The sequence below is a fragment of the Foetidibacter luteolus genome (genome assembly GCF_009650435.1).
Lineage (GTDB): Bacteria > Bacteroidota > Bacteroidia > Chitinophagales > Chitinophagaceae > Foetidibacter > Foetidibacter luteolus.
The window spans coordinates 59728-82897 of sequence record NZ_VVIP01000034.1 but is presented as its reverse complement, the minus strand read 5'-3'; the positions used below and the strand labels follow the sequence as shown (position 1 = coordinate 82897).

24 protein-coding genes and 1 pseudogene are annotated in these 23170 nt (G+C 40.4%); 10 read left to right on the top strand and 15 right to left on the bottom strand.

Features of this window, described 5'->3' with window-relative positions; all coding sequences use genetic code 11:
- Nucleotides 1-435, top strand: a pseudogene (locus tag F0364_RS29160) (transposase); the annotation flags it as partial.
- A 693-nt stretch (nt 436-1128) separates the two neighbouring features.
- Here the strand turns inward: F0364_RS29160 and F0364_RS09430 are convergent.
- Complete coding sequence (locus F0364_RS09430) at nt 1129-1908, bottom strand: phytanoyl-CoA dioxygenase (protein WP_153797527.1); 780 nt, start codon at nt 1906-1908, stop codon at nt 1129-1131.
- A gap of 750 nt (nt 1909-2658) precedes the next feature.
- On the bottom strand, nt 2659-5229 hold the full coding sequence (locus F0364_RS09425) for an ABC transporter permease (protein ID WP_235921040.1): 2571 nt from the start codon (nt 5227-5229) through the stop codon (nt 2659-2661).
- A gap of 259 nt (nt 5230-5488) precedes the next feature.
- Here F0364_RS09425 and F0364_RS09420 point away from each other — a divergent pair, with 259 nt between their 5' ends.
- Both F0364_RS09420 and F0364_RS09415 read left to right on the top strand, forming a co-directional pair.
- The gene (locus F0364_RS09420) at nt 5489-5863 is read left to right on the top strand and encodes a DUF2958 domain-containing protein (protein WP_153797526.1); all 375 of its coding nucleotides are present in this window, start codon (nt 5489-5491) and stop codon (nt 5861-5863) included.
- Nucleotides 5864-5957: 94 nt separating this feature from the next.
- The gene (locus F0364_RS09415; RefSeq protein WP_153797525.1) at nt 5958-6167 is read left to right on the top strand and encodes a hypothetical protein; all 210 of its coding nucleotides are present in this window, start codon (nt 5958-5960) and stop codon (nt 6165-6167) included.
- A 115-nt stretch (nt 6168-6282) separates the two neighbouring features.
- Here F0364_RS09415 and F0364_RS09410 read toward each other — a convergent pair whose 3' ends face one another.
- The gene (locus tag F0364_RS09410) at nt 6283-7392 is read right to left on the bottom strand and encodes a PAS domain-containing protein (protein WP_153797524.1); all 1110 of its coding nucleotides are present in this window, start codon (nt 7390-7392) and stop codon (nt 6283-6285) included.
- Between the two features lie 361 nt (nt 7393-7753).
- Between F0364_RS09410 and F0364_RS09405 the strand changes: the two genes are divergently transcribed.
- Complete coding sequence (locus F0364_RS09405) at nt 7754-9745, top strand: ATP-binding protein (RefSeq protein WP_153797523.1); 1992 nt, start codon at nt 7754-7756, stop codon at nt 9743-9745.
- A gap of 22 nt (nt 9746-9767) precedes the next feature.
- Nucleotides 9768-10412 (top strand): response regulator, encoded by a 645-nt coding sequence (locus F0364_RS09400; RefSeq protein WP_153797522.1) that lies wholly within the window; start codon nt 9768-9770, stop codon nt 10410-10412.
- A 477-nt stretch (nt 10413-10889) separates the two neighbouring features.
- On the opposite strand, the gene F0364_RS09395 is transcribed toward F0364_RS09400, so the two are convergent.
- From F0364_RS09395 to F0364_RS09370, 6 genes are all read right to left on the bottom strand, one after another.
- A complete protein-coding gene (locus F0364_RS09395) occupies nt 10890-11348 on the bottom strand; it encodes a response regulator (RefSeq protein WP_153797521.1) in 459 nt (152 codons plus the stop codon).
- A gap of 545 nt (nt 11349-11893) precedes the next feature.
- Nucleotides 11894-12601: a Crp/Fnr family transcriptional regulator gene (locus tag F0364_RS09390; protein ID WP_153797520.1), complete on the bottom strand. Its 708-nt coding sequence runs from the start codon at nt 12599-12601 to the stop codon at nt 11894-11896.
- A 531-nt stretch (nt 12602-13132) separates the two neighbouring features.
- Nucleotides 13133-13603, bottom strand: a complete 471-nt coding sequence (locus tag F0364_RS09385) for a response regulator (RefSeq protein WP_153797519.1) — start codon at nt 13601-13603, stop codon at nt 13133-13135.
- A 99-nt stretch (nt 13604-13702) separates the two neighbouring features.
- Entirely contained in the window at nt 13703-13927 is a 225-nt protein-coding gene (locus tag F0364_RS09380; RefSeq protein WP_153797518.1) for a hypothetical protein, read from the bottom strand.
- 1413 nt (nt 13928-15340) lie between these two features.
- Nucleotides 15341-15658: a hypothetical protein gene (locus F0364_RS09375; protein WP_153797517.1), complete on the bottom strand. Its 318-nt coding sequence runs from the start codon at nt 15656-15658 to the stop codon at nt 15341-15343.
- Between the two features lie 150 nt (nt 15659-15808).
- Complete coding sequence (locus F0364_RS09370; protein ID WP_153797516.1) at nt 15809-16129, bottom strand: hypothetical protein; 321 nt, start codon at nt 16127-16129, stop codon at nt 15809-15811.
- Between the two features lie 81 nt (nt 16130-16210).
- Between F0364_RS09370 and F0364_RS09365 the strand changes: the two genes are divergently transcribed.
- The gene (locus F0364_RS09365) at nt 16211-16516 is read left to right on the top strand and encodes a hypothetical protein (RefSeq protein WP_153797515.1); all 306 of its coding nucleotides are present in this window, start codon (nt 16211-16213) and stop codon (nt 16514-16516) included.
- An 11-nt stretch (nt 16517-16527) separates the two neighbouring features.
- Here the strand turns inward: F0364_RS09365 and F0364_RS09360 are convergent, their stop codons facing one another.
- The 6 genes from F0364_RS09360 to F0364_RS09335 are packed head-to-tail and all read right to left on the bottom strand — an operon-like array spanning nt 16528 to nt 20099.
- The gene (locus F0364_RS09360; RefSeq protein WP_153797514.1) at nt 16528-16773 is read right to left on the bottom strand and encodes a hypothetical protein; all 246 of its coding nucleotides are present in this window, start codon (nt 16771-16773) and stop codon (nt 16528-16530) included.
- Between the two features lie 43 nt (nt 16774-16816).
- Nucleotides 16817-17095, bottom strand: coding sequence for a hypothetical protein (locus F0364_RS09355; protein ID WP_153797513.1), 279 nt, complete (start codon nt 17093-17095; stop codon nt 16817-16819).
- A 13-nt stretch (nt 17096-17108) separates the two neighbouring features.
- The gene (locus F0364_RS09350; protein ID WP_235921039.1) at nt 17109-17870 is read right to left on the bottom strand and encodes an SOS response-associated peptidase; all 762 of its coding nucleotides are present in this window, start codon (nt 17868-17870) and stop codon (nt 17109-17111) included.
- Nucleotides 17871-17911: 41 nt separating this feature from the next.
- Nucleotides 17912-18415, bottom strand: a complete 504-nt coding sequence (locus F0364_RS09345) for a hypothetical protein (RefSeq protein WP_153797511.1) — start codon at nt 18413-18415, stop codon at nt 17912-17914.
- 3 nt (nt 18416-18418) lie between these two features.
- The gene (locus F0364_RS09340; RefSeq protein WP_153797530.1) at nt 18419-19681 is read right to left on the bottom strand and encodes a Y-family DNA polymerase; all 1263 of its coding nucleotides are present in this window, start codon (nt 19679-19681) and stop codon (nt 18419-18421) included.
- Nucleotides 19665-20099, bottom strand: coding sequence for a LexA family protein (locus tag F0364_RS09335; RefSeq protein WP_235921038.1), 435 nt, complete (start codon nt 20097-20099; stop codon nt 19665-19667). The genes F0364_RS09340 and F0364_RS09335 overlap by 17 nt, the downstream gene beginning before the upstream one ends.
- Before the next feature lie 439 nt (nt 20100-20538).
- Between F0364_RS09335 and F0364_RS09330 the strand changes: the two genes are divergently transcribed.
- The 4 genes from F0364_RS09330 (at nt 20539) to F0364_RS09315 (ending at nt 23121) form a co-directional block, all read left to right on the top strand.
- Nucleotides 20539-20805, top strand: a complete 267-nt coding sequence (locus tag F0364_RS09330; RefSeq protein WP_153797510.1) for a hypothetical protein — start codon at nt 20539-20541, stop codon at nt 20803-20805.
- 39 nt (nt 20806-20844) lie between these two features.
- Entirely contained in the window at nt 20845-21300 is a 456-nt protein-coding gene (locus tag F0364_RS09325) for a response regulator (RefSeq protein ID WP_153797509.1), read from the top strand.
- A gap of 13 nt (nt 21301-21313) precedes the next feature.
- Nucleotides 21314-22852 (top strand): hybrid sensor histidine kinase/response regulator, encoded by a 1539-nt coding sequence (locus tag F0364_RS09320; protein ID WP_153797508.1) that lies wholly within the window; start codon nt 21314-21316, stop codon nt 22850-22852.
- A 119-nt stretch (nt 22853-22971) separates the two neighbouring features.
- The gene (locus F0364_RS09315; RefSeq protein WP_153797507.1) at nt 22972-23121 is read left to right on the top strand and encodes a hypothetical protein; all 150 of its coding nucleotides are present in this window, start codon (nt 22972-22974) and stop codon (nt 23119-23121) included.
- Nucleotides 23122-23170: the final 49 nt, after the last annotated feature.

The following is a 23170-nucleotide window of genomic DNA, read 5'->3' as shown; positions in this document are numbered from 1 at the left end:
CTGACAGGAAAAAGATATGTAGAGGTTACAGCGCAAAAAACGAAATCGGATTGGGCAAAGCATATTAAACGTATAACAGATGAATCGTATAAAGACGCACCCAGAATTATACTGGGTAATGGACAACCTGGGAACACACAAGCCAGGCGCTCTGTGTGAAGTATATGAACCCCGGGAAGCAAAAAGAATTTGGGATAGATTTGAGTTTGTTTACACACCCAAACATGGCAGTTGGTTAAATATGGCTGAATCAAGTTAAACGTTCTAATGGGGCAATGTCTAAATCGCAGGGTAAGCGATATCGAAACAATGAAAAAAGAAGTAGAAGCATGGCAAAACCATAGAAACAACAGAGATGCCAAAATCAACTGGCAATTTACCTGCGACAATACACAGATAAAGTTATTACGACTTTATTCGTCAATCAATGTGTGACATGACGCTAAGGTGAAAACCTGTTTATGCGTGCTAATGCTTGGTTTTACTGGTCTGAAGCTACGGTAAAGTATCATGGAGGCAGGTGCAGACGCACATGAGAAATACCAGGTATACTTTGTATCTTAATGCCAACCATCAAGTTATGGCATATGCGAGGGTGGAACCGACCATCCAAAACGAGATGGGGTTGAAACTATCTTTTCCCAACCAATTTTCATTGTCAAGTTAGTGAACGTCTGCTAACCTTTACGCGCAGACACGAATTGGAACTTAGAAAGTATGGGAAGCCATATGTTTAGGAAAATGCATTGTAAAGGTTGCTTTAGTAGCAAATGCCGGAATAGTATCTAAATTTATAAGCAACGAATCTAAACCAGAGTCGGCAGAAATCCCTGTTTGCAGAGGGATTTGGCTAAAAGACAGAATAAACATCAATAGCACGTATTGGCCATAGTGTGGTTGACGGTCGTTAACTCAAACGTCTTACTGTTGGGTATTCCCCGAAAATTTGGACTGAAGGTTTTAAAGTCCCGCCACCGCGAATCCGTAAACCATTAACTCCAATTTATGCTAATGTCATTGCCGAAGATGGATTCTCAGCATTCAATCGCAAAGGAGCTGAATATTCCAAATCGATTCTCGCAGAGACACTGCTGAAGACCATCTTTTCCAATATGAGTCCTCTTATAATTAATCTATCGCTAAACGAATGGCCCTTTCAACGGGTGAATAATTGCCATCAGAATTTGAAATAGATAACTCCCCTCTTAACAATAAGGGTGGTTGTGCCATAAATTTAGGAGTGATTCCCTTATGAGGTTGGGCTGAATGGACTAAGAACGGATGACATAGGTAAACTGTACCCGCTTTCCCAGTTGCGTACGCTTCTTTTCTTTTTGGCATATCCTCTAATTTGCCTGCAAGTTCCCTAAACGAAAGACCCATATCTCCTTCATTATACAATAACTTTGCAACTTCAAGGTGAGAGCCTTCATAAATGACCGTTGGCGCATCATTTTTGCTGACATCGGAATACAAAACTAACATCAATAACGCTCTTCCTTTCGATTTGACATTGACACGCCATTCAAGAAAGTTATTTGGTTCATTGCCAGGAAAACTCGCGTCTACATGTTTACCAATATCATTAGGCTGGTCACCGGAAGGAAATCTTATAGGAAATGTTCCTACGCTTTTGCAGGGAATCCATTTGTCTTGACCAATTAGCTGATTAAAAGCAGTATGCAACTTTTGAGTGTTTACGGAATTTACAAAAGTTTTACTACTGTACATTCCCAGACGAATAACAGGCTTAACCCAGGTCAAGGGGTCTGACTTGTCAAAAGGAATTTCTTTCCATAAAATATTTACAACTGTATCCGCAATTTCCTTTGAAAAGCCATTGTCAATACGGATGTAACCATTTTGAACGAATTGTTCTATTTGGTTTGCATTTAAATATGTTGACATAAAATTTGATTTGTAAATGACTTCATAGCCAGTGACTATTTACTGAGCAATGAGTTTTAGTTTCCCAAAAAATAGAAGTAAAAAACACTCGCTAACTACAAAATATTAGCAGATTGGTGCGGGGCTAAGCAAATGATATTATGACATTACTGTGCTTCTCATAGGGTAAAAATAGAAAAAATTTTGATAGACAAAAAGGGTTTCACATAAAACCATAAAGAGTTAAGTGAATAAGAACAAAGCGGAGGCAGAATTTAAGCCATGTTCATGGAACCTTGGGTAGCCGTGAAGTTAGTTATGGATTTTGAATGAAGCGAATGCCTATAGAGTAACATGCTGACGGGCTTAGCGGGTGGTTGATGTCAGCATCATTAATTGTGTTGGGTTTTGAAGCGGGTCGTTACGCAAAGACTGTTTTTATGCTTGTAACTATCTCACCGACCGGTGGAAAGCACTCAAGGAAAATAAGCAGTTTGACATTGCTGCCAGTGAGGCATCGAAAGCTGCAGTTTATTTTGAAAGCATTCTGGTAAGGCAACGGCAAATGTCTGCAAGCTCTTGTAACGGAAAACAGGAGCTTGCTATCAAAAATAGTAGGCAATGTAATACTAAGAGGCATAAAATTCAGCAATAAAAAACCTTACAAAAAGGTGGCATGGTGAAATTGTTATCGATGATACTATTCACTACCGCAGTATTGAGTGGCCAACTTTAATTTATCTATATGTCGAAAAGATTACCCGAACTCTATCATTCCGTGCGAAGCGATATCACCGGATTGGCCAATGCCGCTTTCATAGCCTGATAACTTACGGTCAATACCGCAACCGCTACAGACGAAAAACATGCAGCAAGGAATACCCACCAATGGATACCGACACGATATTCATAAGCCTGCAACCATTTATCCATGACCCAATATGAGAGTGGCACAGCTATTACGAATGAAATGATGACCAGCTTCACAAAATCTTTTGATAATAATGCTGCGATCCCTGTGACCGAAGCCCCTAATACTTTTCTTACGCCTATTTCCTTAGTCCTGTTCTCCGCCATATATGTGGCAAGACCAAATAAGCCAAGGCATGAAATAAATATAGTGAGCCCTGCGAATAATGCCGCCAGGACTCCCTGGCGTTGTTCACTTTCGAATTTCTTGGCGTAAGCTTCGTCTGTAAACTTATATTCAAATGGGTATGCCGGGTTATATTTTTTGAAAATTGCTTCTGCTCTTTTTATGTTATCAGACGCAGCGTTTCTTTCATTCAGCTTTATCAACATTGTGTAAAAACTCATAAAGCTACTTTTAGCCCCACAGATCAATATAGGCTTTGTCGATTGATAAGGATCCGTCAGAATGAAATCTTTTACCACTCCCACAATATGCCAATCTATCCCTAAGTCACTTACCGTTTTGCCGATCGGGTTTTTAAACTTCATTATCTTAAGGGCTGATTCATTTATGAGTAATGCTGTCGAATCGGTAGGAAATTTTTTCAGATCGAAATCCCGGCCTTGAACAAACTGCAATCCCGCAGTTAAACCCAGCCCATCATCACATAGGTACCGGTCAAAAGAGGTGTTCTCATTGGGATCTTTTCCTTCCCAATTCTGTCCCCACCCATCGCTCCATCTTTCAGTAAGTGGGGAATTCGTTTTCGTAATTGACTTTGCTACCCCTGATGCGAGTAGTTCGTTTTTTATAAGAGCATAATTCTTAGGTATATCACCGGTCATGAAATGGTAAACGAGATTCCTTTTTTCATAACCTGTCTGGCGTTTGCGGGCATGGTCTATCTGTTGTTTAACGATAATGGTACAGATCATCAAAATGATGGCAAATGTGAATTGTATTACAACCAATATCTTCCTGGGAGCTATTAGCGCGTTTCCTTTTTTGAAAGTTCCCTTCAAAACTTTTACAGGGCGGAAAGAGGAAAGGAAGAATGCAGGATAGCTGCCAGCCAATAATCCGGTGAAAAAAACAAACCCTGTAAATGCGAGCCACGTGTACGCACTGCTAAAATCAATGAACAGTTCCGTCCCGGTAAGCTGATTATAACCTGGTAAACTTAACTGAACTATAAGAACGGCAATAACTTCTGCCAGAAAGGCGATAAAGATAGATTCACCGATAAATTGACTGACAAGTGAACTTTTTTGAGCACCCACTACCTTTCGTATGCCAACTTCTTTAGCCCGTTTTTCGCTTCGTGCGGTGCTCAGGTTCATGAAATTGATGCAGGCAATAAGTAATAAAAATCCAGCGATAATGCTCATTAATTTGACGGATGTGTTGCGGCCGCCACTGTCTTCGACGCCATTTGTAAAGCTTGAATATAAACGCCAGCGCTCAAGAGGATAAAGAAATAACTGCCATTTCATCGTTTTTGCTTCATCACTATACTTTTGCTTTAACAGTTTTATTTTAGGAGCCACTGATGTAAAGTTTGCATTGGGCTTCAGCATCACAAAAGTGGGGGTGCTGTTGTCGTTCCAACCCAAATCCTGTCCAGGTTTGTACTTTAGATTGGACATTGGTATCAAAAACTCAAAATCGAATCGGGTATTATTGGGTAAGTCTTTCATTATCCCCGTTACAGTAAAACCTTCTTCGTTTTCAAGTTTTATTACCCTTCCAAAAGCATCGTGATTGCCAAACAAGCTTTTTGCGGCTCTTTCAGTAAGCACGATGGAATGGATGTTATTCAATGCAGTCGAAGGATTGCCCTTCAGCAAAGGGAAGCTGAACATTTGCAGAAAACCGGTATCAACCATGAACCCCGATTTCATTAATTTTTTATCGCCAACGGAAAAAAGAACATTGTCGTCACCTGTAATTCTTACTGCGCGTTCGACTTCAGGCAAATCTTTCTCCAACGCCCGGGCAGTTGGGGCTGACACGGTGTTCCAGCATTCGACCTTTCCTTCGTAAGGTACGCGGTTCCATACCTCGTAAATCCTGTCTTTGTTTTTATGGAATTTGTCGTAACTAGTTTCATTTTTTATCCATAGTAAAAGAAGGATGGCGCTGGCCATGCCTATCGCAAGGCCGGTGATGTTGATTGCAGAGAAACCTTTATTGCGCAGAAGATTTCGAAAAGCGACTTTAAAGAAATTTCTAATCATATTGGTGGAATGAAAAACAGAAATTGAAAACGTGCTCCCAAGAGCATGCCGGATATCCAGTGGATTGATTAACAAATAGTTAGGCCGAAATTTGTCGCCAACCAACGTTCTTTTCCGATACAAACGACTGTCCGGTTTTGTAACGTTTTTATATAGGTATACTGGTTGTTGGCAATTTTGGATCTGATACATGTGTAATTTGCACCAATTTTGACAGCTTTTCGCCTGATCACACAAACCATCAGCATCGGACAAACGGCATTATTACATCTTTCGTTCTCGCTTTGATGAATTGATACGGTCATCCTGCCGAAACCGCTTCCTTGCTTCCAACAAAAATTTTCGCCGCCACGTTGCGGCTCCCCGCCCGACCAAAATTTTTGCCGGGTGGTCGCTCGAATTTCAGGGAACGGTTTCCCGTACCCATCATCTCAAACGAAAGGGAACCATCATGCGATACAATATTTACTCTCAAATTACCATTGCGCAGTCCATCCAACTTCGAAAAAACGGGTTGAGGGACTATTCCAGTCAAGATCATGTTCCGGTCGTCAAATTGTTCATGCCCGGCACGAACTGTACTTGGCTGTTGACAGAAATCGGTCACGATAACGATGGCCTCGCTTTTGGCCTTTGCGATCTTGGCTTCGGCATTCCGGAGCTTGGGTATATCGATCTTGACGAACTTGGCAGTGTCAAAAGCAAGTTGGGTTTAAGCGTTGAAAGCGACCGCTCCTTTAAAGAAAAGTATCCAATCAGCATTTACGCCGACGCCGCAAGAGGACTGGCGATGATTACGGAAGACGATTTATGGCCCTGTGGATAGATTCGTGTTAAGTTATTTTCTATTGTTAAAGGCTTTAAAATTTTAAAGATATAGACATCGCATATATATAACATTCAACATAAAATTTAAGAATGTGCAAATCATATACACTGCTTATATTACCGATGGAATGAGCATTGCAGTTGCTAATCATCCTATGACAGCAACATTCATTCAGTGGGGTAATTCCTTTATCCTCGATAAAGAAACTAAAATTCCTATCACAGTTGCTATCGCTTTCAAGGATGACGGCAGGATAATTCTTGCAAATCCATTGGGTTTAGTTTTTGTCCTGAACTTATGAAAGAACGGAACTCACAAGAATGTTCTCTGAAGTGATGTGATTAAATAAAAGAAAATCTGAATAAACCGAAGCAAGTTTGTTCTGTGTAATGGATACTTCGCTAATTACGGCCCTTTCAACTTAACTTCTCAGTCCTTTTTAATTTTAAGTCGCGAGTAACCTTAGTATAACCTATCACTTCGCCGTTGTCATCGTGTATCGCTGTAATCAAGACACTAGCCCAAAACACCCCCCCGTCTTTTCTAACACGCCATCCTTTATCCTTTGCATATCCCTTGGATTTAGCTTCAAGAAGAAGGCTATTGGGTTTACCAGTCACTTGTTCACCTTGAGTATAAAAAACACTAAAATGTTTTCCGATAATTTCCCCGGGTTTGTAACCTTTTATTTTTTCTGCACCTTTATTCCAGTTTTCAACACGGCCATCTTTGTCTAACAGCAGTATGGCATAATCCTCAATTTCCTCTACCATCTTATTAAACCGTATCGCCTTAATATCCTTTTCTGACATGCTCTCTTTTACAATGTCTTTAATTTTTTGATCAAGTGCTTGGGCGCTTTCGTGTAACAAAGTTAGCCACTCCTCACTAAATTCGTTTTTGTTATAACTTACAAGGTGAATTAGAGACATTAAGGAACAGAGAGGTTGGCGAATGTCATGGGATTGTATTTGCGCTATACGACGCAATGACTTATTTTTTCCTTCGATTTCCTCCAATTGATTTTGTAAACTTATCGCATTGAGCTTTGTTTCAACAGACAAAACTATTTGCCTAGAAATAAACTGAAGTAATTGACGCTGCAAATCAGATAGCGTATCTGGCAAATTATCAATAAGAAAAAGAGTGCCTAAATTTACCCCATCATCTGTAGTCAGGGGGGCTGTTGTGCAAAACTGCAAGATATTACTTAAGCCAGATTTACGAAGGTTTATCCCTTCTGCTTGCCTCATATCGGAAATGATGTTGGTATCGCTAAAATCAATATTTAAACGATTTAAAAATTTTAATACACGCTGAGCTGTTTCCTGAAGCTCAGAATCACATACAATATATTCATCTTCCAAAGTCTGCAAAACAATAAAGCTCAAAGATTTTTGGCATAATCTATTAAGCATTTCTAGAGCTTTAAGTATTTCTTCGAGTGGAAGTAATACTTTATTAAAGGGGCCTAACGAAAAATGCTTGAATTGATGTAAATTATTAAAGGATATTGGCTTAATCATAGAAATAAATAATACAAAAAAAACGAAAAAAAGTTGCTCCTCGATATTTTCTTAGCATATCTGTCAGGTATCCATTTCATGCACGAAATGTCTACAGGATGTGTAAAAAAGTTCTCACGATGTCATATTTACGTAAATTCCCCGACACCGAAATCATGCGTGAATAATATATTGATGTTTATTATAATTTGTAATTATCGGTGTGCCAAATTTTTCCCTTTCATTAATGGTAAAGGGAATTCCGATTAACCAACAGGTGAATTGTTTAATAAACATTGGCATATTTTTAAACGCAGAAATATTATTAACAACCCTTTTTCGTATCCCCTGAATCCCTGTAAATCACCTAAAATTTCGTCCAATGTCCAATCTCCTAATTTATCCCCGAGTTTTTATTGCCGCCGAATTGATGTTTTCACTTTTTTGTATTGGGTCAGGGAGTTGCAAGAGACCATTCGACCAATCACAAAAAGAGTTTCTGATTAAAGACCGAATGACAATGATTGAGAAAATTCGTGATACGAATTCTTCTGCAGCGATCATAGCCCTAACTGAGCTTTCACGATCCCGCAAAATGTCAGCCAACGAAAAGTACAGGATTCTGGATCTTAAACGAGACATTAATTTTTCGAGTTTGAAAGATTATAATGCGGCTCACTTATGCGCCGACAGTGCTCTTGAAGTTCTAAAGCCTCTTTTAGATGATCAATCGTTTGCGGAGTACTATGCAAAAACTCTATTTCTGAAAGGAGACATTTTTTTTGCAGAACAAAACTTTTTACAAGGTGTAAACTTTTACACTCTAGCCAGTCACTTCATAGAAGATCATGTCGATGATAAATGTACCAGTAATGGTTATTACAACCGGCTGGGAAACATATTATACGCACAGGAGAAGTTTAAAGATGCAGCCCGTTATTATCAAGCAGCTGTAAACCAGACGATTGCATGTGAGCCCGATTCATTTGCACGATATGTGTATGTTCAACTTAACCTTGATAATACCGGATTAAGTTATATGAATGATGGTAAATTTGACAGTGCAAGGATTTTTTTTGATTCAGCCATGCGATACATTATCAAAAATGAATATCATTTTCCAGACCACAAACAATATAATGAACTTGCTAAAGCGGTAGTTAAAGCTAATAAAGGGGAGCTACTTACTTTGGAAGGCAGAAGCCAATCCGGGCTGGAGCTTCTAAGAAACAGTACGTTAACGACAAGCAGGGCTGATACGCCCTTTTACCAGGCAACTCTTTCCCTCATTGCCTCTACCGAAATTAGAAATAGCAATTTTTCGAAGGCTAGGGAAACACTGAAGATACTTGAAGAATCCCTGCACAGATCAAAAAACGACAAAATACTTGTCCAGCTATATAATCTACAATCCAGGTTTTACATGATCTTTGATTCTCTTCAAGCATATCCCTACTTAAGAAAATACATTGCCCTTAAAGAAGAAAATGACAAACGTAAAATAGTGTTTGATTCTTTTAATATTTTTTCAGAACTACAAACAACTTCTCAAAACCTCAAACAAGAACTGCACGAGAGCAACAGAAAAATCGAAATTATTTACACCTGGATAATGATTGCAGGATTTATCCTGCTACTGCTATTAATAGCTGGAGGATTCAAAATCCAAAGGCATCTTTATATCCATCAGCAAAAAAATCTTTTCAAGCTTTTTAATCTTAGAAAAATAATCCGCTCTGTTGCTCATGATCTCAAAAACCCGATAGCCGGGATCAATACGCTTGTGTCTGGTCTTTCGCGAAAAGTAGAGCTTGATTCTTATAACAAAATTTTTAACGCTATTAAAAATGCTTGTAGGTATGCTGACTCGACGATCAAGGATGTTCTTGGCGATACTAAACGGATGGAAGTTGACATTGCAAGAACCGAACTCGCTGAAATTGTCCGGTTTACTGTTGAATTGCTATTACCTGCGGCAGAACAAAAAGAACAGGTATTGAACGTTAATGCATCTACTAAAGCTTACGTGAACGGAACGAGTTGGAAAGTATGGCGTATAATCACCAATCTGATAACAAACGCCATTAAATTTAGTCCTCACCAATCTGTCATTAACATTAAGATTGAAGCCAATAAAGGGTTAGCCCGCTTGATAGTCGAAGATACTGGTATTGGTATCCCGGATCAGTTGAAAGAAAAACTTTTTAACGCACAAAAGAACACAGGCAGAAAAGGAACAATAGGCGAAGAATCGCATGGATTGGGATTGATTAGTACAAAAGATATAGTAGCTAGTTTGAAAGGAAAAATTTGGTTTGAAAGTGCAGAAGGAAAGGGATCAATATTTTATGTCGAATTGCCAACTTTGGATTAATCAAATCTAAAATTAAAGTAGGATGAAAAATATAATTGTTGCAGATGATCATTCCTTTATCAGGCTAGGCATCAGCTTTCTGTTGAAAGATTATTTTCCTTCATGTAAAGTTATTGAAGTCAACGATGCAGAATCCCTGATAAGCCAAATTGTATCCCATCATTTCGATCTTGTAATATCTGATATAGAAATGCCTGGCAGGGACGGGCTTGAAACACTTCAGCAGATCAAATCCATCTATCCAGGTTTGCCTGTAATCATGATCAGCTCTTATAGCGAAGATCTTTATGCGGTTCGATCTTTTCGACTCGGGGCTTCCGCCTATATAAACAAGACCGCTGCAAATGATGAGCTCATCAATGCAATTGAACATATTAGGCTGGGTAAAAGGTATTTTACACCACAAATTGCAGAAACATTGTTGGCATCAATTGAGCAGGAGCAAGCTCCTCATAACCGGTTTTCGCTTAGAGAATTTATGGTCTTTAAACTCCTTGCTTCTGGTAACAGTGTTTCTCAAATTGCAAGTCAACTGTTTTTAGCTATAACAACAGTAAGTACTTACAAGCGGAGAATTTTTGAAAAGCTAAATATCTCTAGAGATATAGAACTGATCCATTATGCGATGACCCAGAAGATAATCAAAACGGATAAGTTTATCAGTTGACCCTAATTTTTAAAGCAGCATAGCGATATGCAGATAGTCTAATATCCTGAACGCTCCATTTTCTAGGTTTCCAGAATAGGGCTGGGCTAATCTTCATGAACTCGGCAGGTTAAACTAGGCTAGGTCGAGGCTTATGGAAGTAAATGAGCTTTTAAGCGCTAATACTTGACTTCATGCTAACAAACTTCCTGCTTGTGATTTTAAAATAAGAAAGTAAGGACATTTGAAGAGCATCAATTAATTCACGCTCTTTCTGACTGTTTGGATAAATGGCCTTAAACTGGTTATTCACCAAACAGAACTTGTACATCTTTTGAAAATTATTTATAAGATATTTTGTGGAAAAGACAATCATTACTTCCTTTTGATTTACATCATCGCTAAGCACATGCAAGGTCGAAGTAAAGATTATTCCCTCAAACAAAAACTTGAGTTCATATGATGCCATAGGAATATTGGGGGTTATCGATCCATTTATCAACAAGGGGACAAAAAACCGTTATACCATCGATTCTTTAAAAGAAACGATTTATGCTGGTGCTCCAAATTTTTATCATGAGTCAGAAAAAACTCACGAATAGAGGAAAGTGCTGCTTCAATTAGCTTCAGTTGGTCCTTTCCTTTGACGATGTAATCCACGGCACCATTTTTTAAGGCCTCCAACGCGTCCTCAACATTATCTTGCCCGGAAACAAATACCACAAAACAATTGCGATGATAAGCTTTGATTGCTTTCAGCGTATCCAGCCCGTTCATTTCATTCATCAGGTAATCTAAAAAAATAATGTCCGGACGAAGGTCTAAATTACTTATACATTCTTCCCCGCTGCTGAAGCATGCGATATTTTTGTAACCCAGGCGCTTGAGATGATACATTGACGTGGATAAATGAAGGGGTTCATCGTCTACGATGAAAATAGATTTAGAGGTTAACATGAAATGGATATTGGTTTTAAAAGAATAGCAAGATAAGTAAATTTTTTAAAAGTAATAACCGGATCAGCAAGGTTTCAGTTTAAAACACAGAAAAATATCCAGATTAAAACTTTTCTCGCAATCGAAAAATTAATTCAGCAAAAACCTTTCGTGCCATAACTTCACTGCCCCTTCTTAAAAATACAAAAACGCTCGTTCTTTAGATCTTCTCATAAAACCTCCTTGTTGAAACAAGAGGTTTTCCTAGTCTATTGGTTGCTCTGGATATTGGATGGTTTTTCTAGGATTAACGCCAAATAACAAAACGGAGGTGATTGACGCACTTCCGTTTTCTTTGAGTTCGAATAACACCTGTACACAATTTAATTATTTTAATCAGTGAAAGTAGATTCTATTATTGCATTATAGATCAGCGTTCATTTATCCCTTGAATGTTCTTTAATGCTATCAATTTTTATTATAATGGAAAGCTAGTCACACGACATTCTAAAAGTGAAGTTACCTCGTTCACCATGTTTAAAGTTCTAATAACTCGCTTGAAAAAATTATCGAATGTTTGCGATTTGAATTAATCTCTCAACGTCAGTAATTACAATTTTCCGCCCTTTTGTAAATAAAGTTTGCTCTTTTTTAAACTCGGTCAGAGCTCGGACAATGTTCTCACGCGCTGTACCGACGAGGCTTGACAAATCGTCGCGGGATAAATTGATCTGAATTTGCTCGCCTTCACGATGATTTTCTTTATATTTTTCCCGCATAACCAGAAGCTGTAAGGCAAGTCGCTCGCGGACTGTTTTGCGTGAGAGTAAAGAAAGGCTATTGGTTAGTATTTCAAACTGATGAGCCATGATGGCGAGCAGCTTGCGCGATATGGAAGGCGAGTTATCGATTGTGGCGAAAAAGGCCTGCCTTGGAATGTAAGATACAACCGTCTCTTCCAACGCGATTGCTGAATCGACATAACGTTCACCAGTGTAAAGTCCGTGATAGCCTATCAGTTGACCGCTATTGGCAACAAAAATGATATGAGGCTTCTTATCCTGATCCAGCTTAAACTTTTTGACCTTGCCTTTTATAATTAGATAGGCACCCTCGGTATAATGATCCTGCCTAAAAATTACATCATTCTTTTGATAGACCTGGTGCTTTCCGTTGGCAACCAATAAATCGATCTCGTCCTTCGAAAAGGATGTATGAGACTGTTCCTTTTGAATGCTCCACTTGTTGATTGGAAAAATTCGGGTTGAAGTCATGGCTGGTCCAGGATTTATTGGAAAATTTTAAAAATTTTTTTTTTAAAAGTAAATAATTTTTTCCTCATTAGGATACGAATATTTGTTTATGGAACGCCTTGATAAGATTTATTTCAAGCCGCCTTTATTTTGAGCTTTACAGTTTTAAAACTTTTAGAAAAATCAGGGCAGGCAAAGCCTGCCCGATATCGGGTCAAACGAGGGTATATAACAAGGCCGACCCTAAACTGCCACATGTATAAAACTCATCTTTAGGAAAGAGCCGTTTTTGTTGTTAAGTCATTGTTTTGAAAACCGAAATTTGAGAATTGATTCCTGTTACAAAAATGATGAGAGCATGCCACGCAGAATGCACATACCTCGTCAGCAATCAATTCTAACATCCTATTGTGCTCAGTAATGATAAAACCACATGGGTCGCAAATGAGCACTTACGCATCATTCATTTAAACGTTGACGTCCTGGTATGAGATAAATATCACCCCCTCAAACAAAAACTTCAGTAGGAACTGTCCATGTCAGTCTTTTTAGTCACGCGGGGTATCCTTGATTTTGCTGTGCAACAAAGCCATTGTACCACCGATTCCGGACAAGGAAAGACCGCGTTTCCTCTGGACTTTTAGTGAACTGATCAAAACATGATTGTATCGAACAAAGTGCTGCTTCTATTTTTTTAAGCTGTTCGCGCCCTTTCTCGATGTAGTCATGCGCGCCAGACTTCAATGCATTCAGTGCAGCTTCAAGATTATTTTGTGCGGAAACAAAAACAATAAAACATTCACGGCGCCGCGCCTTAATGATTTTCATTGCCTCCATCCCATCCATTGCCGTCATCATGTAATCTAAAAAGACAATATCCGCTTTAAGATGGAGATTATCAATGCACACTTCACCGCTGGGAAAGCAGTGAATATTTCTATAACCGAGTGAATTAAGATGGAGTTTTACGACAGATCGATGCAGGGAGTCATCGTCAACAATGAAAATGGATGTGGGTTTCATTTATGGATATTGGTTAATTAAAGGTTGCGCAGAGACGGAAGACATTGTTTACAGGGACATGATTAAAAGGCTTTATCAAGCTGCTCACGACCAAAAGACTTAGAGGCTTTGTGCTTCGGGATCATGAAAGGATAGGCCAAGCGGATTTGCAAGAAAAATCTTGCCTTCCTGTGTCCTAACAATTGCGACCGTCATCAGGATTTTTCGTTCTTCATCGATGATGAACGAGTTAGCCCATTGAATGAAAAAACCATGAATCGGGTAACCAACATATTCCAGCTGCATTGAAACATTAATGTAACTTCCAAACGAAACCTGTTGCATATCATTCTTTCTAAAGAAAAATATTGATTGCCGTTTTTAGTTACATAGGCTGGATCCTTACTCTTTTTCGGAAAAGCAAGCACTTCAAGCGAAAGTCCGGAAAAATAAAAACTAAAAAATTGATAAATATCACTTTAGCGAAATAATCAGGGTCTGAATTGATCTTTTCAAAGCAGAGAACTATAAAGATGATTTAATAATTGTCTAATTTCAGTTATCCAATATAAAAAATCAAGTCTCCCAAATTATGTCGGCACTTTGATATATCTGGGTTTAGGTTTGCGACTTTTCAATGGGCGATAGGAAGGCTGGCTGTACGCTGGCTCAAGACAATGGCGGGAGAATTAAATACATCTAATACGAATATGATAAACCAACAACGTGTAACCTTAGACATTCTAGATCCATCATCCATTAACTATCAGGAAGAGAGTGACTATTTTTTTGAGCGCAAACAGATAATTATTTAATCCCTGTTCGACGACGCCACGAAGGCCAAGATTGTTCTCACATCGGCATTCAAAGTGATTTTTTTTAACGCCAACGCTAAAAGAAAATCGGCTTTCTTTCCTTCCGGCGTCCTGAAGGTGGGCGACCATATGAAGGATTAAATTGAGATCAATTTTGAAAAACAAAATAGCGGTGTCGCTGAAGACGTCATACAAATGTTAATGCAATCGCTTCGTGGTGGCAGTGTAGCCAAAGAATTTGCCATAAAGACCGGTGAAGGAGTGAACTGGTTTTCCGTCAGTACCTCACCTTTTATTGCGGCCGAGGAGGTGGTGTGATTTCGGTGACCGTCTCGGACATAACCAAACAAAAACAGCAGGAATTTTTTATGAAAAGCCAGCAGGAAGTTCTCAACGAAATTATATTTTCGCGATCACACAAACTACGTGCCCCGCTTACCAACATCGTTGCTATCCCCTCGCTTATAAGGGCACAAGACCAGACGACAGAGCCGCAATTATTAATGCGTTGGAACACGCTTGCAACCAACTTGATCGGATCATTAATGAGATAGTTGTTAAAAGTAATCAATGGAGATCTTTGGTGCACATTCATACCAAAGATCGCTGGGCCGATTATTAATGACGCTGTAAATGTAATGTCGAACAGGGAGGGATAATTATAATAATAAGCTTTGTTAGCACCAGTACGCGAATAGTTCCAATAGAGCGACCGTTGCACAATGCGATATCCTAACTGCTGGGGCGACCATTCCGGCAAAAAGAAGAATGCAGGTTGCGCAATCAACATTTGACCTGCATGAACGACATTTTGCCGACGATGGCCAATCAGATTTGAAGCGTAGAAAATAGTTCGCTGAAATATTTTGCACCACCATATTCCTTCATAGCGGCAAAGGTTGTCAACGGTAAGGTTTTTTCCTGTAGATATACTGCTTCTTTTTCAAATGTTGCTCGTAAATGATAGCCTCAAGTCAAGCGCCCGGATGACTGCAATTACAGCCGCCTTACGCAAATAGATGCGTTGGCTGTTGGCCGGCTCTTTCCTGTTCAGAATTTTCGCAATAATCGCCACTCCGAAAATGAATGAATTAATACCAGCAATTTGATAGCAATATCGATGAATAAAGGCATATTGGAAATGTGGATGCAGGTAAAGATTGTCCGCAAAAGCATAATACAGGGTGTAAAAATGCGCCTTGGAAAAGGTGCATTTGTCCTGTCTTATAAAAATGTCTGAACCGGGATTAAGCGGCTCCAAATAAAGTTAATTAAAAAGCGCGGTATGAACATTCCAATTGCTTCAATCATTATTTAGTACCATAAAATGCGATAGTTGTTCAGTAGCGCTGTAATCTGTATTTCCTGGCGGACACCCTAGTAGTTGATGGATATATCCTGAATTTCTATGTCATCCACGCTGGGCATCTTTACGGTTAGCTTCAATCAGCTTGCCTAAAGCTAACGAATAATTATTCGGCCCCATTTCCAGATCAGACCAAACTATCATACCACCAGCATTGACCTCCTCGATGTCGCAAACGGAGATTTCATCAACAATGCAACGGTAATAAAAAGTGCCATTGGGCCTTAGCATAAGCGTAATTGCAGCCTTGCCTTTATCACCGTCTTCAAAACTAAATTCCCTTTCGTAAAGGAATATCCCTTCATGGCCGCGGGCGCTTTCAACCAGGTATTTTCGATCTTCTTCGCTTGTAAGATAGAATCCCATAATCGGTAAATTTCCAACTAAGCTAATAAATTCATTTGGAAATACTAAATTTTTTAGTATATATTTACTAAAAATTAAGGTATGGAATTAGTATCCAACGCTCCTACACCATTCAAGCCATTTGCCGTGCCATACGTTTTTACATGTGAAATAAACGGCAAGCAACTAAAGGTTACAGTTTCCGGAGAGTACGATTTGGTTTGCAATTTTGCTTATCAGGTGAATTTTAGCGACGGCTTTGAGGGCATGTTTGTGGAGTGCGAGGGCTACTGGTGGGTAGAGAAAAGAAAAGGGGGAAAAGAATATGCTGAGGCAGTTAAAACTCAGTTGCATGACTTGATAAGTAAAAGGATTGAGGAAAACCGAAGGCTCAGGCAGTCTAATTAAATATGCAGCTACTATTTGTTATCAAATAGTTCCTTAATGTTCAACTCTCCGTGTTTTGTATACAAGTCTTCTAATACTCGCTGAATGTTATCAGTCAAGACACGATTCATCCAGGCCATATTCTCATTGGCTTCCTTGTCATCCTTGGACAAAAGCTCTATCATCATCGCAAGTTGCGTTTCCTGCAACGCACGTATTTGTATTAGGAGCTGAAGCGTTATTAGATCCATGTTCCCTTCCTTCAATGCAAATTCCATAGTACTGCTTTATCCATTAATAATGTTAGCCTTAATTAAACTTTCATGGACGTATAGATAAAAGCTGATCAGCTATGGCCTTCGCCATGTTCTGCCAGCGCTCTTCTTGAAGATCATACCAAAACAGTGTATCATCTTCTATAAAGTAAAATTGAAAGGACTTCCCGAACTTTTCTTCAGGTATTTGAACGTGAACATGAAGTTGAGGCTTATCAAAAGGCCATTGCTTGGCATCCACTATGAATTCTGAAAATGTACCACTTACTTTTTTCCTTTCGAAGGTGAAAGTAAATTCAGAAGTCTCACTTATCATTTTAACCATAAAAACTAATTTATTAGTCCGGGTCACCAACTCCTAATGGTGGTAACTTTGCCCATTCAAATTCTTCATTCTTTCGCTTACCGTCAGCCCTGGGTTTTGTTGTTCTTATTGTGTCAGTAGTAAAATAAAGCAGGTCTTCTGACGGCATTTCGTAATTCAAAACCCCCCGATATTCCGCCTCACTCAGCTCATGCTGAATAAAAGCTTTCGACATCTCAAAAGGAAGAAATAGAGGCATCCGCCCTTTGTTGGGCCCACTGTTGTGAATTTGCTTCATTACAGAGTTTGCGGCCCGGGTCATCATGCCGAATGTTCGGTGCGTTGTAACCTCACCTGTACTCTCATTCGCCACCTCGGCAACAGCATATAATCCCGGCACGAAAAACACTTCCTGTTCGCAAGGTTTAATGTAATACGGGACCTTCTTTTTCCATCCTTTTACCTCCCGGTGTTCGTATGTGCCTACCAACGGTACAAGGCAGCGCCTGTTCCTGATTTTGTACCAGTAGCTGGCTTTATCATCCAGAACCCTTTCGGAGCGGATATTTGCCCACTGCGTCCTTCCGTTAGTATGGTCTATCAATTTCTTTTCAGTTGAGACGTAATGCGGGATAACACCCCATTCCATCAACCTACAGTGCGGCAGCAAATCTTCCCGGTTACGGTAAATTATAGCATGCTCACCAAATACGCCTGGCGCTTGAATATGAACTCCTTTATCAAAGTCCAGAACAATTTGATCATCCCAAACCAAGTCAGGAAAATAATCCGACAATACCCTGATGTTTACCGTAAAAGAAATGTCGTAACACATATTCAATACTTTTCAATGTCAGCCAATCGCAGCTTAACCGTCTGCCCGCTCCACTTCAATGTTACAAAAAGTTCACCGAAAATCAATTCAAGGTCGGGCCGGAGAATTTCCTTGCGGTCTATCCGCCAGTTCGTTTCTTTACTTAGATATCTCCTAATATTGTCGCAGTACTTAGTATCAACGAGATTTTTGACCTTTCTCTCATCTTGGATGAATGCGGAATACACAACATATTTTGAATTAGGGCTCAGCATTTCGTAAAGCTTGGCTTTATGGGCATCTTTAGTCAGGTCAAGAATGGCGCGGTACCTATCATTGGTGATTGCATTAAAATGGATTTTCGCCAGGCCCAGGTTTTCGTAATCTGAAAGGAGAATGGGTGTTTTGCTTTCAAAAACGATGGGGGCAAATGCGCCTTTGTTGGTTTGAGACACCAAATAAAATCGTTTCATTTCAATAAAGCCGGGTATCATCTCCCGGTGGAAAAGCGCAAATGGGTTGATCATTCCTTAAATTTTTACGTGCAAAACTTCATTAATATCCGTGGTATATTTTTTTGATAGAAACCTGGCATTGAGCCGGTAACGTTTGTCAAACCGTTGCACCGCAAACCTAACTATATCCTTGCCAAAGGCCTGGTTAACTTTATCAAGGGCATGCATAACGGTATTGTTCTTTTTCCGGTCAACCTGGTCAAACATTCCAAACTGAATTTCAGTTTCGGGAACCAGGTCGTTTACAATAACGCCGCATTTTTGATAATTGTAACCATCTTTAAAAACTATATCCAGCCCCTTGAGTGCATACTTTATTAGTTCCACGGTATTGTTGGTAGCCACTTCCATTTGCATGCGGATAGCGTGCTCATACTGCTTATCCTGGGTGCGAAACTGGTTTGTTTTTACAAACACGATAAGCTCTCTGGCACAGCTTTTCTCCTTGCGCAATTTGCCGGCACACAAGGCAGCATAATTTGAAACAGCCTCAATCATCACATCTTTGCTTTGGGTTAGGCTACCGAAAGATCTGCTTGTGCAAATGTTCTTCTTTTTCTTCGGTTCAAACTCCCACTCTATTGCCGGGATGCCTTTCAGCTCCTTTATTAACCGGTGCCCTACTACAGACATTTTTTCCCGAACGAAATCCTCTGGAGCGTTTACAAGATCTGCAGCGGTTTTAAACCCGTTACGCACAAGCATCGTGGAATACTGATGGCCTACACCCCATATATCGCCAACATCCGTGGCTTCCAGTGCTTCCCGGATAAGATAATCATTCCCAAGCCAGTGAACGCCTATATCCTTCCTCTTTTTCTTTGCAAACCGGTTAGCCATTTTAGCCAACACCTTTGTTGGGGCAATACCTACAGTAACAGGAATACCTGTGCTTTGTGTAACGGTAGTTCTTATCCGCATTCCTAATTCAAGTAAGTTCTCATAGGCTAATTCACTCATATCCAGGAAAGCTTCATCAATGCTATAAAGCTCCAGCCGCGGTACAAAACTGGCGAGCAGTTTCATAACGCGGTCGCTCATATCGCCGTATAAAGTGTAGTTGCTGGAAAATACCGCCACATTGTGCTCCTTTATAAGGTCGCGAATCATATACTCTGGCGTGCCCATGACAATTCCGACCTGCTTCGCTTCCTCGCTACGGGCTATTGCGCACCCGTCATTATTACTTAAAACTATTACTGGCCGGCCATCTAGTTTGGGGTCGAATACCCGCTCGCAGGAGCAATAAAAATTATTACAATCAACCAAAGCAAACATTACGCAGTTCATTTGGGTTTGCGATTATTGATGTCACCACTCCCCACACAGACATATTCATTTCAGGGGTTATTTCCAGGTCTTTGAACTTACTGTTGGCTGCCCTCAGCCAGCACTTGTGGTCATTTTTTACCAAGTACTTTACAGTAAACTCACCATTTACCACAGCCAGGACAATATCTCCGTTTTTAGCCGTCAACGATTTATCCACTATCAAGTATGCCTGTGGCGGGATGAACGCGTTAATCATGGAATCTCCAGTGCAGCGGATGATGAAGGTTGACTCCGGATGCTTTATCAAAAAATCATTCACGTTAATGCGGTTTTCTACATAATCGGCCGCTGGCGAAGGAAACCCGGCAGGTACGCCGATATCAAGCAGGGGTATGGCCCATGTATTCATTTTTGCCGCATCCATATTTTTACTAATTTATTTAGCAAAAATAAGTTCTCGTATTTTATTCAATTAAAAATTCTTGGTGGTGCAACGCGCATTGAAGAGGTAACTTCATGGAGCGTATCGAATAGTAAGGGTATACCGGCCCCGGACGGGATGTATTTTTAACTTCTGAAACCCACGCCAGTCAATCAGTCCATAGGGTAGCTAAAATTGTGTAGGCTGAATGAAAGACATATAGAACAACAAAAAATCCTATCGCAACAGCATAAAATCGCATGTGTCGTCGCATGGCAGCAGTTTAAGTCCCAAGGAATATATTGGCGTTGTCAATATAAAATTTTTATTAACAAAATCAAAACGGAGTTGATAGTAATAATTCTACAAAAAAACAAAATTATGCTATAGTTCTCGGTCCGAGTCATGGCTAAATTTGTTCTGCCAAATGTAAATGCCTGCCATGACAGATTATCAATGGAATACAACAAGGGAACCTGATGCAGAGGTTGGGATGCAAATTCAGGTCTGCAATAAGGAGTATGTGTTCACTTGTTATATCACGCCTGAGCTTTCTGTTTGTTATCTGGAAATGCCCGCAAAAGGTATATTAGTGGGGTGGGTAAGATCCTGTCTTCTGGAAAATGGAAAGAAGAAGTCGGTCAAGGCTGCCCTGGTCAGGACAACCGAAGGAGAACTTTACTTGGCAGATCCGGTTGCTTATCCTTAATATGAAAACCAAAACAGTTTAACTGCTGAAAAACAATTTATGTCGTCATTTGAATCTCCGCAGATTTTACTGGTGGAAGACAATGCAAGCGATGCTGAACTGGCGGTCAGGGCTTTAGCAAAAGCCCGTCTCTCTGAGGGGGTGTTTCATGTAAAGGATGGTCAGGAAGCGCTTGATTTTTTGTATGGAAAAGGCAGCTACACTGCGAGGAACCCCGCTGTTTTACCTGCTGTGGTCTTACTTGATATTAAAATGCCTAAGCTGAATGGTAACGATGCCCTCCGGCGTATAAAGGCTGACAAAGACCTTTGCGCCATCCCGGTAATCATCCTGAGTTCGTCTGGCGAGAAGTCGGACATCGAACGCTGTTATAGAGAGGGCGCCAACAGTTATATAGTCAAACCGCTAGCTTACGAGTTATTTGCAGAGACCATGGTAGCGATTGCACGCTACTGGCTGTGCTTTAACCAGCCTCCAACCTGTAGTTTTTTATAAATATCAGAGCTTTATGAATGTTCCTCTCAAAATTTTGCACGTCGAAGATCTCCCAACTGACGCAGCCTTGGTGCGGCGCGTGTTGGAGAAAGGAGGCATCTGCTGTGAAATTTTTGTCGTTGATAAAAAAGAGCAGTTTATCTCAAGTCTCGAAAAGACGCGGCCCGACCTTATTCTCTGTGACCACTCGCTTCCAGCATTTAATTCAAGGGAAGCTCTTCGTTATGTTCGTGAAAAAGGCTGGCCAATCCCCTTTATTCTGGTCACAGCAACAGTGCCGGACAATGCTGCTGCGGGGCTCTTAAGTCTGGGTGCAGACGATTACATCCTCAAAGACCGGATGGAACGACTGCCACGCGCTGTAATAGCTGCTATGGAAAAATGGCGACTAACCCAGGAAAAGGCAAAAGGGTTAATAGACATCCGGAAAAGCACAGCCATCGCTATTGATGCACTAAGCAAACTACACGAGTCCGAGGCCAACCTAAATACCATTTTTTGTAATACGGATACGGCATACATCTTGATTGGAAGGTCCATGAAAGTAAAATCCTTTAACCCGCTTGCATCGCAGCTGGCGCTGATCCTTTTTGGAAAGGAACTCAGGGAACATACCGACGCGCTTTCCTATTTTCCTTCAGAAAGGCAGCAGGAAATTCATTCGATTATGCAGAAAACTATCCTAGGACATACTACCTCTTATGAAATCTGCTACGACCTTCCTGACGGTTGCCGCCGCTGGTATTACGTGCGATGGTTCAATATTGCCGGATCCGACTCGCAAAGTATGGGTATGGTCATGGCCATTACGGATATCAGTATGCGCAAGCAGGAGGAAATTCTCAAAGAAAAAGTTGCGCAGGATCTGGCCAGGCGTAACCAAGCGCTGGAACGGTTTGCATTTATAGTTTCGCATAACCTAAGGGCACCGGTTGCCAACATCATTGGGTTGACGGCGGAACTGACCGGGGGCGCCCTGACAGAACGAGAAAGGAAGCTTTATACCGAGGCGTTGTCATCAGTGACAATTGGGCTGGACCGCGTTGTGTTAGACCTGAATAACATCCTCAGGTACAGCAGCAGAAATATGGAAAAGAGGGAAGACATAGATTTTGCATACTTGGTCAGCGAAACAGCCTCAAAAATCCTTCGCATCCACGGACAGCAGGCAGAGATTAGCTGCGGCTTCATTGGCATTGACATTATACATACTAATCGCGGCATGCTCACAGATATTCTTCTGCAGCTCTTCGAAAATGCCGTACGTTTCCGCCACGAAAAAAGGCGCTGCCAGATCAGTGTTTCTCTGTATACTGACCAGGGAGAATACAGGATAACTGTTTGTGACAATGGCAAAGGCATTGACATTGCCAAAAACAAAGACCGGCTCTTCGGAATGTACGAGCGTTTTGATAAAGAGCTTTCGGGTGCCGGCATGGGTTTATGTCTGGTCAAAACACTTGCCGAAGCAGCCGGTGGTACAATCTGTGCAGAGAGCTGCAGCGGTAAGGGGAGCAGCTTTACGCTTAACCTGCCTATGCTTAAATTTTAAGCAGCATATTTGTTAAAAGTTCAACGTTTAAAGAGTTTCCGGGGGAAATCTTTGCCTCGGATTTCGGAGATCTTGAGGTTTTTGTCCTTAACATATTATCGGACTTAAATTATTTTTACATGGATCTGCTTAAAGTGATTTTATTGGAGGATGATCCAGTGGATGCGGAACTGCTGCAACGGCTGCTCAATAAAGACCATCGAGGCGGCCCAACTTGTCCATTTCCTGGTTTTAACTTCACCCGCCTAATTTACCGGAGCGATCAATGATATAGATTTAAATATAGCAGAATATATCCATGCTTAAAGTTTTCTTCCG

Excerpts from the sequence above, each read along its gene's own strand:
- F0364_RS09400 (WP_153797522.1), top strand. The coding sequence starts at position 9,768 with ATGAAAAATATAATTGTTGCAGATGATCATTCCTTTATCAGGCTAGGC.
- F0364_RS09355 (WP_153797513.1), bottom strand. The coding sequence starts at position 17,095 with ATGGTTAAAATGATAAGTGAGACTTCTGAATTTACTTTCACCTTCGAA.
- F0364_RS09385 (WP_153797519.1), bottom strand. The coding sequence starts at position 13,603 with ATGAAACCCACATCCATTTTCATTGTTGACGATGACTCCCTGCATCGA.
- F0364_RS09330 (WP_153797510.1), top strand. The coding sequence starts at position 20,539 with ATGACAGATTATCAATGGAATACAACAAGGGAACCTGATGCAGAGGTT.
- F0364_RS09430 (WP_153797527.1), bottom strand. The coding sequence starts at position 1,908 with ATGTCAACATATTTAAATGCAAACCAAATAGAACAATTCGTTCAAAAT.
- F0364_RS09410 (WP_153797524.1), bottom strand. The coding sequence starts at position 7,392 with ATGATTAAGCCAATATCCTTTAATAATTTACATCAATTCAAGCATTTT.
- F0364_RS09390 (WP_153797520.1), bottom strand. The coding sequence starts at position 12,601 with ATGACTTCAACCCGAATTTTTCCAATCAACAAGTGGAGCATTCAAAAG.
- F0364_RS09320 (WP_153797508.1), top strand. The coding sequence starts at position 21,314 with ATGAATGTTCCTCTCAAAATTTTGCACGTCGAAGATCTCCCAACTGAC.
- F0364_RS09425 (WP_235921040.1), bottom strand. The coding sequence starts at position 5,229 with ATGTATCAGATCCAAAATTGCCAACAACCAGTATACCTATATAAAAAC.
- F0364_RS09370 (WP_153797516.1), bottom strand. The coding sequence starts at position 16,129 with ATGGGATTCTATCTTACAAGCGAAGAAGATCGAAAATACCTGGTTGAA.
- F0364_RS09420 (WP_153797526.1), top strand. The coding sequence starts at position 5,489 with ATGCGATACAATATTTACTCTCAAATTACCATTGCGCAGTCCATCCAA.
- F0364_RS09340 (WP_153797530.1), bottom strand. The coding sequence starts at position 19,681 with ATGTTTGCTTTGGTTGATTGTAATAATTTTTATTGCTCCTGCGAGCGG.
- F0364_RS09380 (WP_153797518.1), bottom strand. The coding sequence starts at position 13,927 with ATGCAACAGGTTTCGTTTGGAAGTTACATTAATGTTTCAATGCAGCTG.
- F0364_RS09335 (WP_235921038.1), bottom strand. The coding sequence starts at position 20,099 with ATGGATGCGGCAAAAATGAATACATGGGCCATACCCCTGCTTGATATC.
- F0364_RS09365 (WP_153797515.1), top strand. The coding sequence starts at position 16,211 with ATGGAATTAGTATCCAACGCTCCTACACCATTCAAGCCATTTGCCGTG.
- F0364_RS09405 (WP_153797523.1), top strand. The coding sequence starts at position 7,754 with ATGTCCAATCTCCTAATTTATCCCCGAGTTTTTATTGCCGCCGAATTG.
- F0364_RS09325 (WP_153797509.1), top strand. The coding sequence starts at position 20,845 with ATGTCGTCATTTGAATCTCCGCAGATTTTACTGGTGGAAGACAATGCA.
- F0364_RS09395 (WP_153797521.1), bottom strand. The coding sequence starts at position 11,348 with ATGTTAACCTCTAAATCTATTTTCATCGTAGACGATGAACCCCTTCAT.
- F0364_RS09360 (WP_153797514.1), bottom strand. The coding sequence starts at position 16,773 with ATGGAATTTGCATTGAAGGAAGGGAACATGGATCTAATAACGCTTCAG.
- F0364_RS09345 (WP_153797511.1), bottom strand. The coding sequence starts at position 18,415 with ATGATCAACCCATTTGCGCTTTTCCACCGGGAGATGATACCCGGCTTT.
- F0364_RS09315 (WP_153797507.1), top strand. The coding sequence starts at position 22,972 with ATGGATCTGCTTAAAGTGATTTTATTGGAGGATGATCCAGTGGATGCG.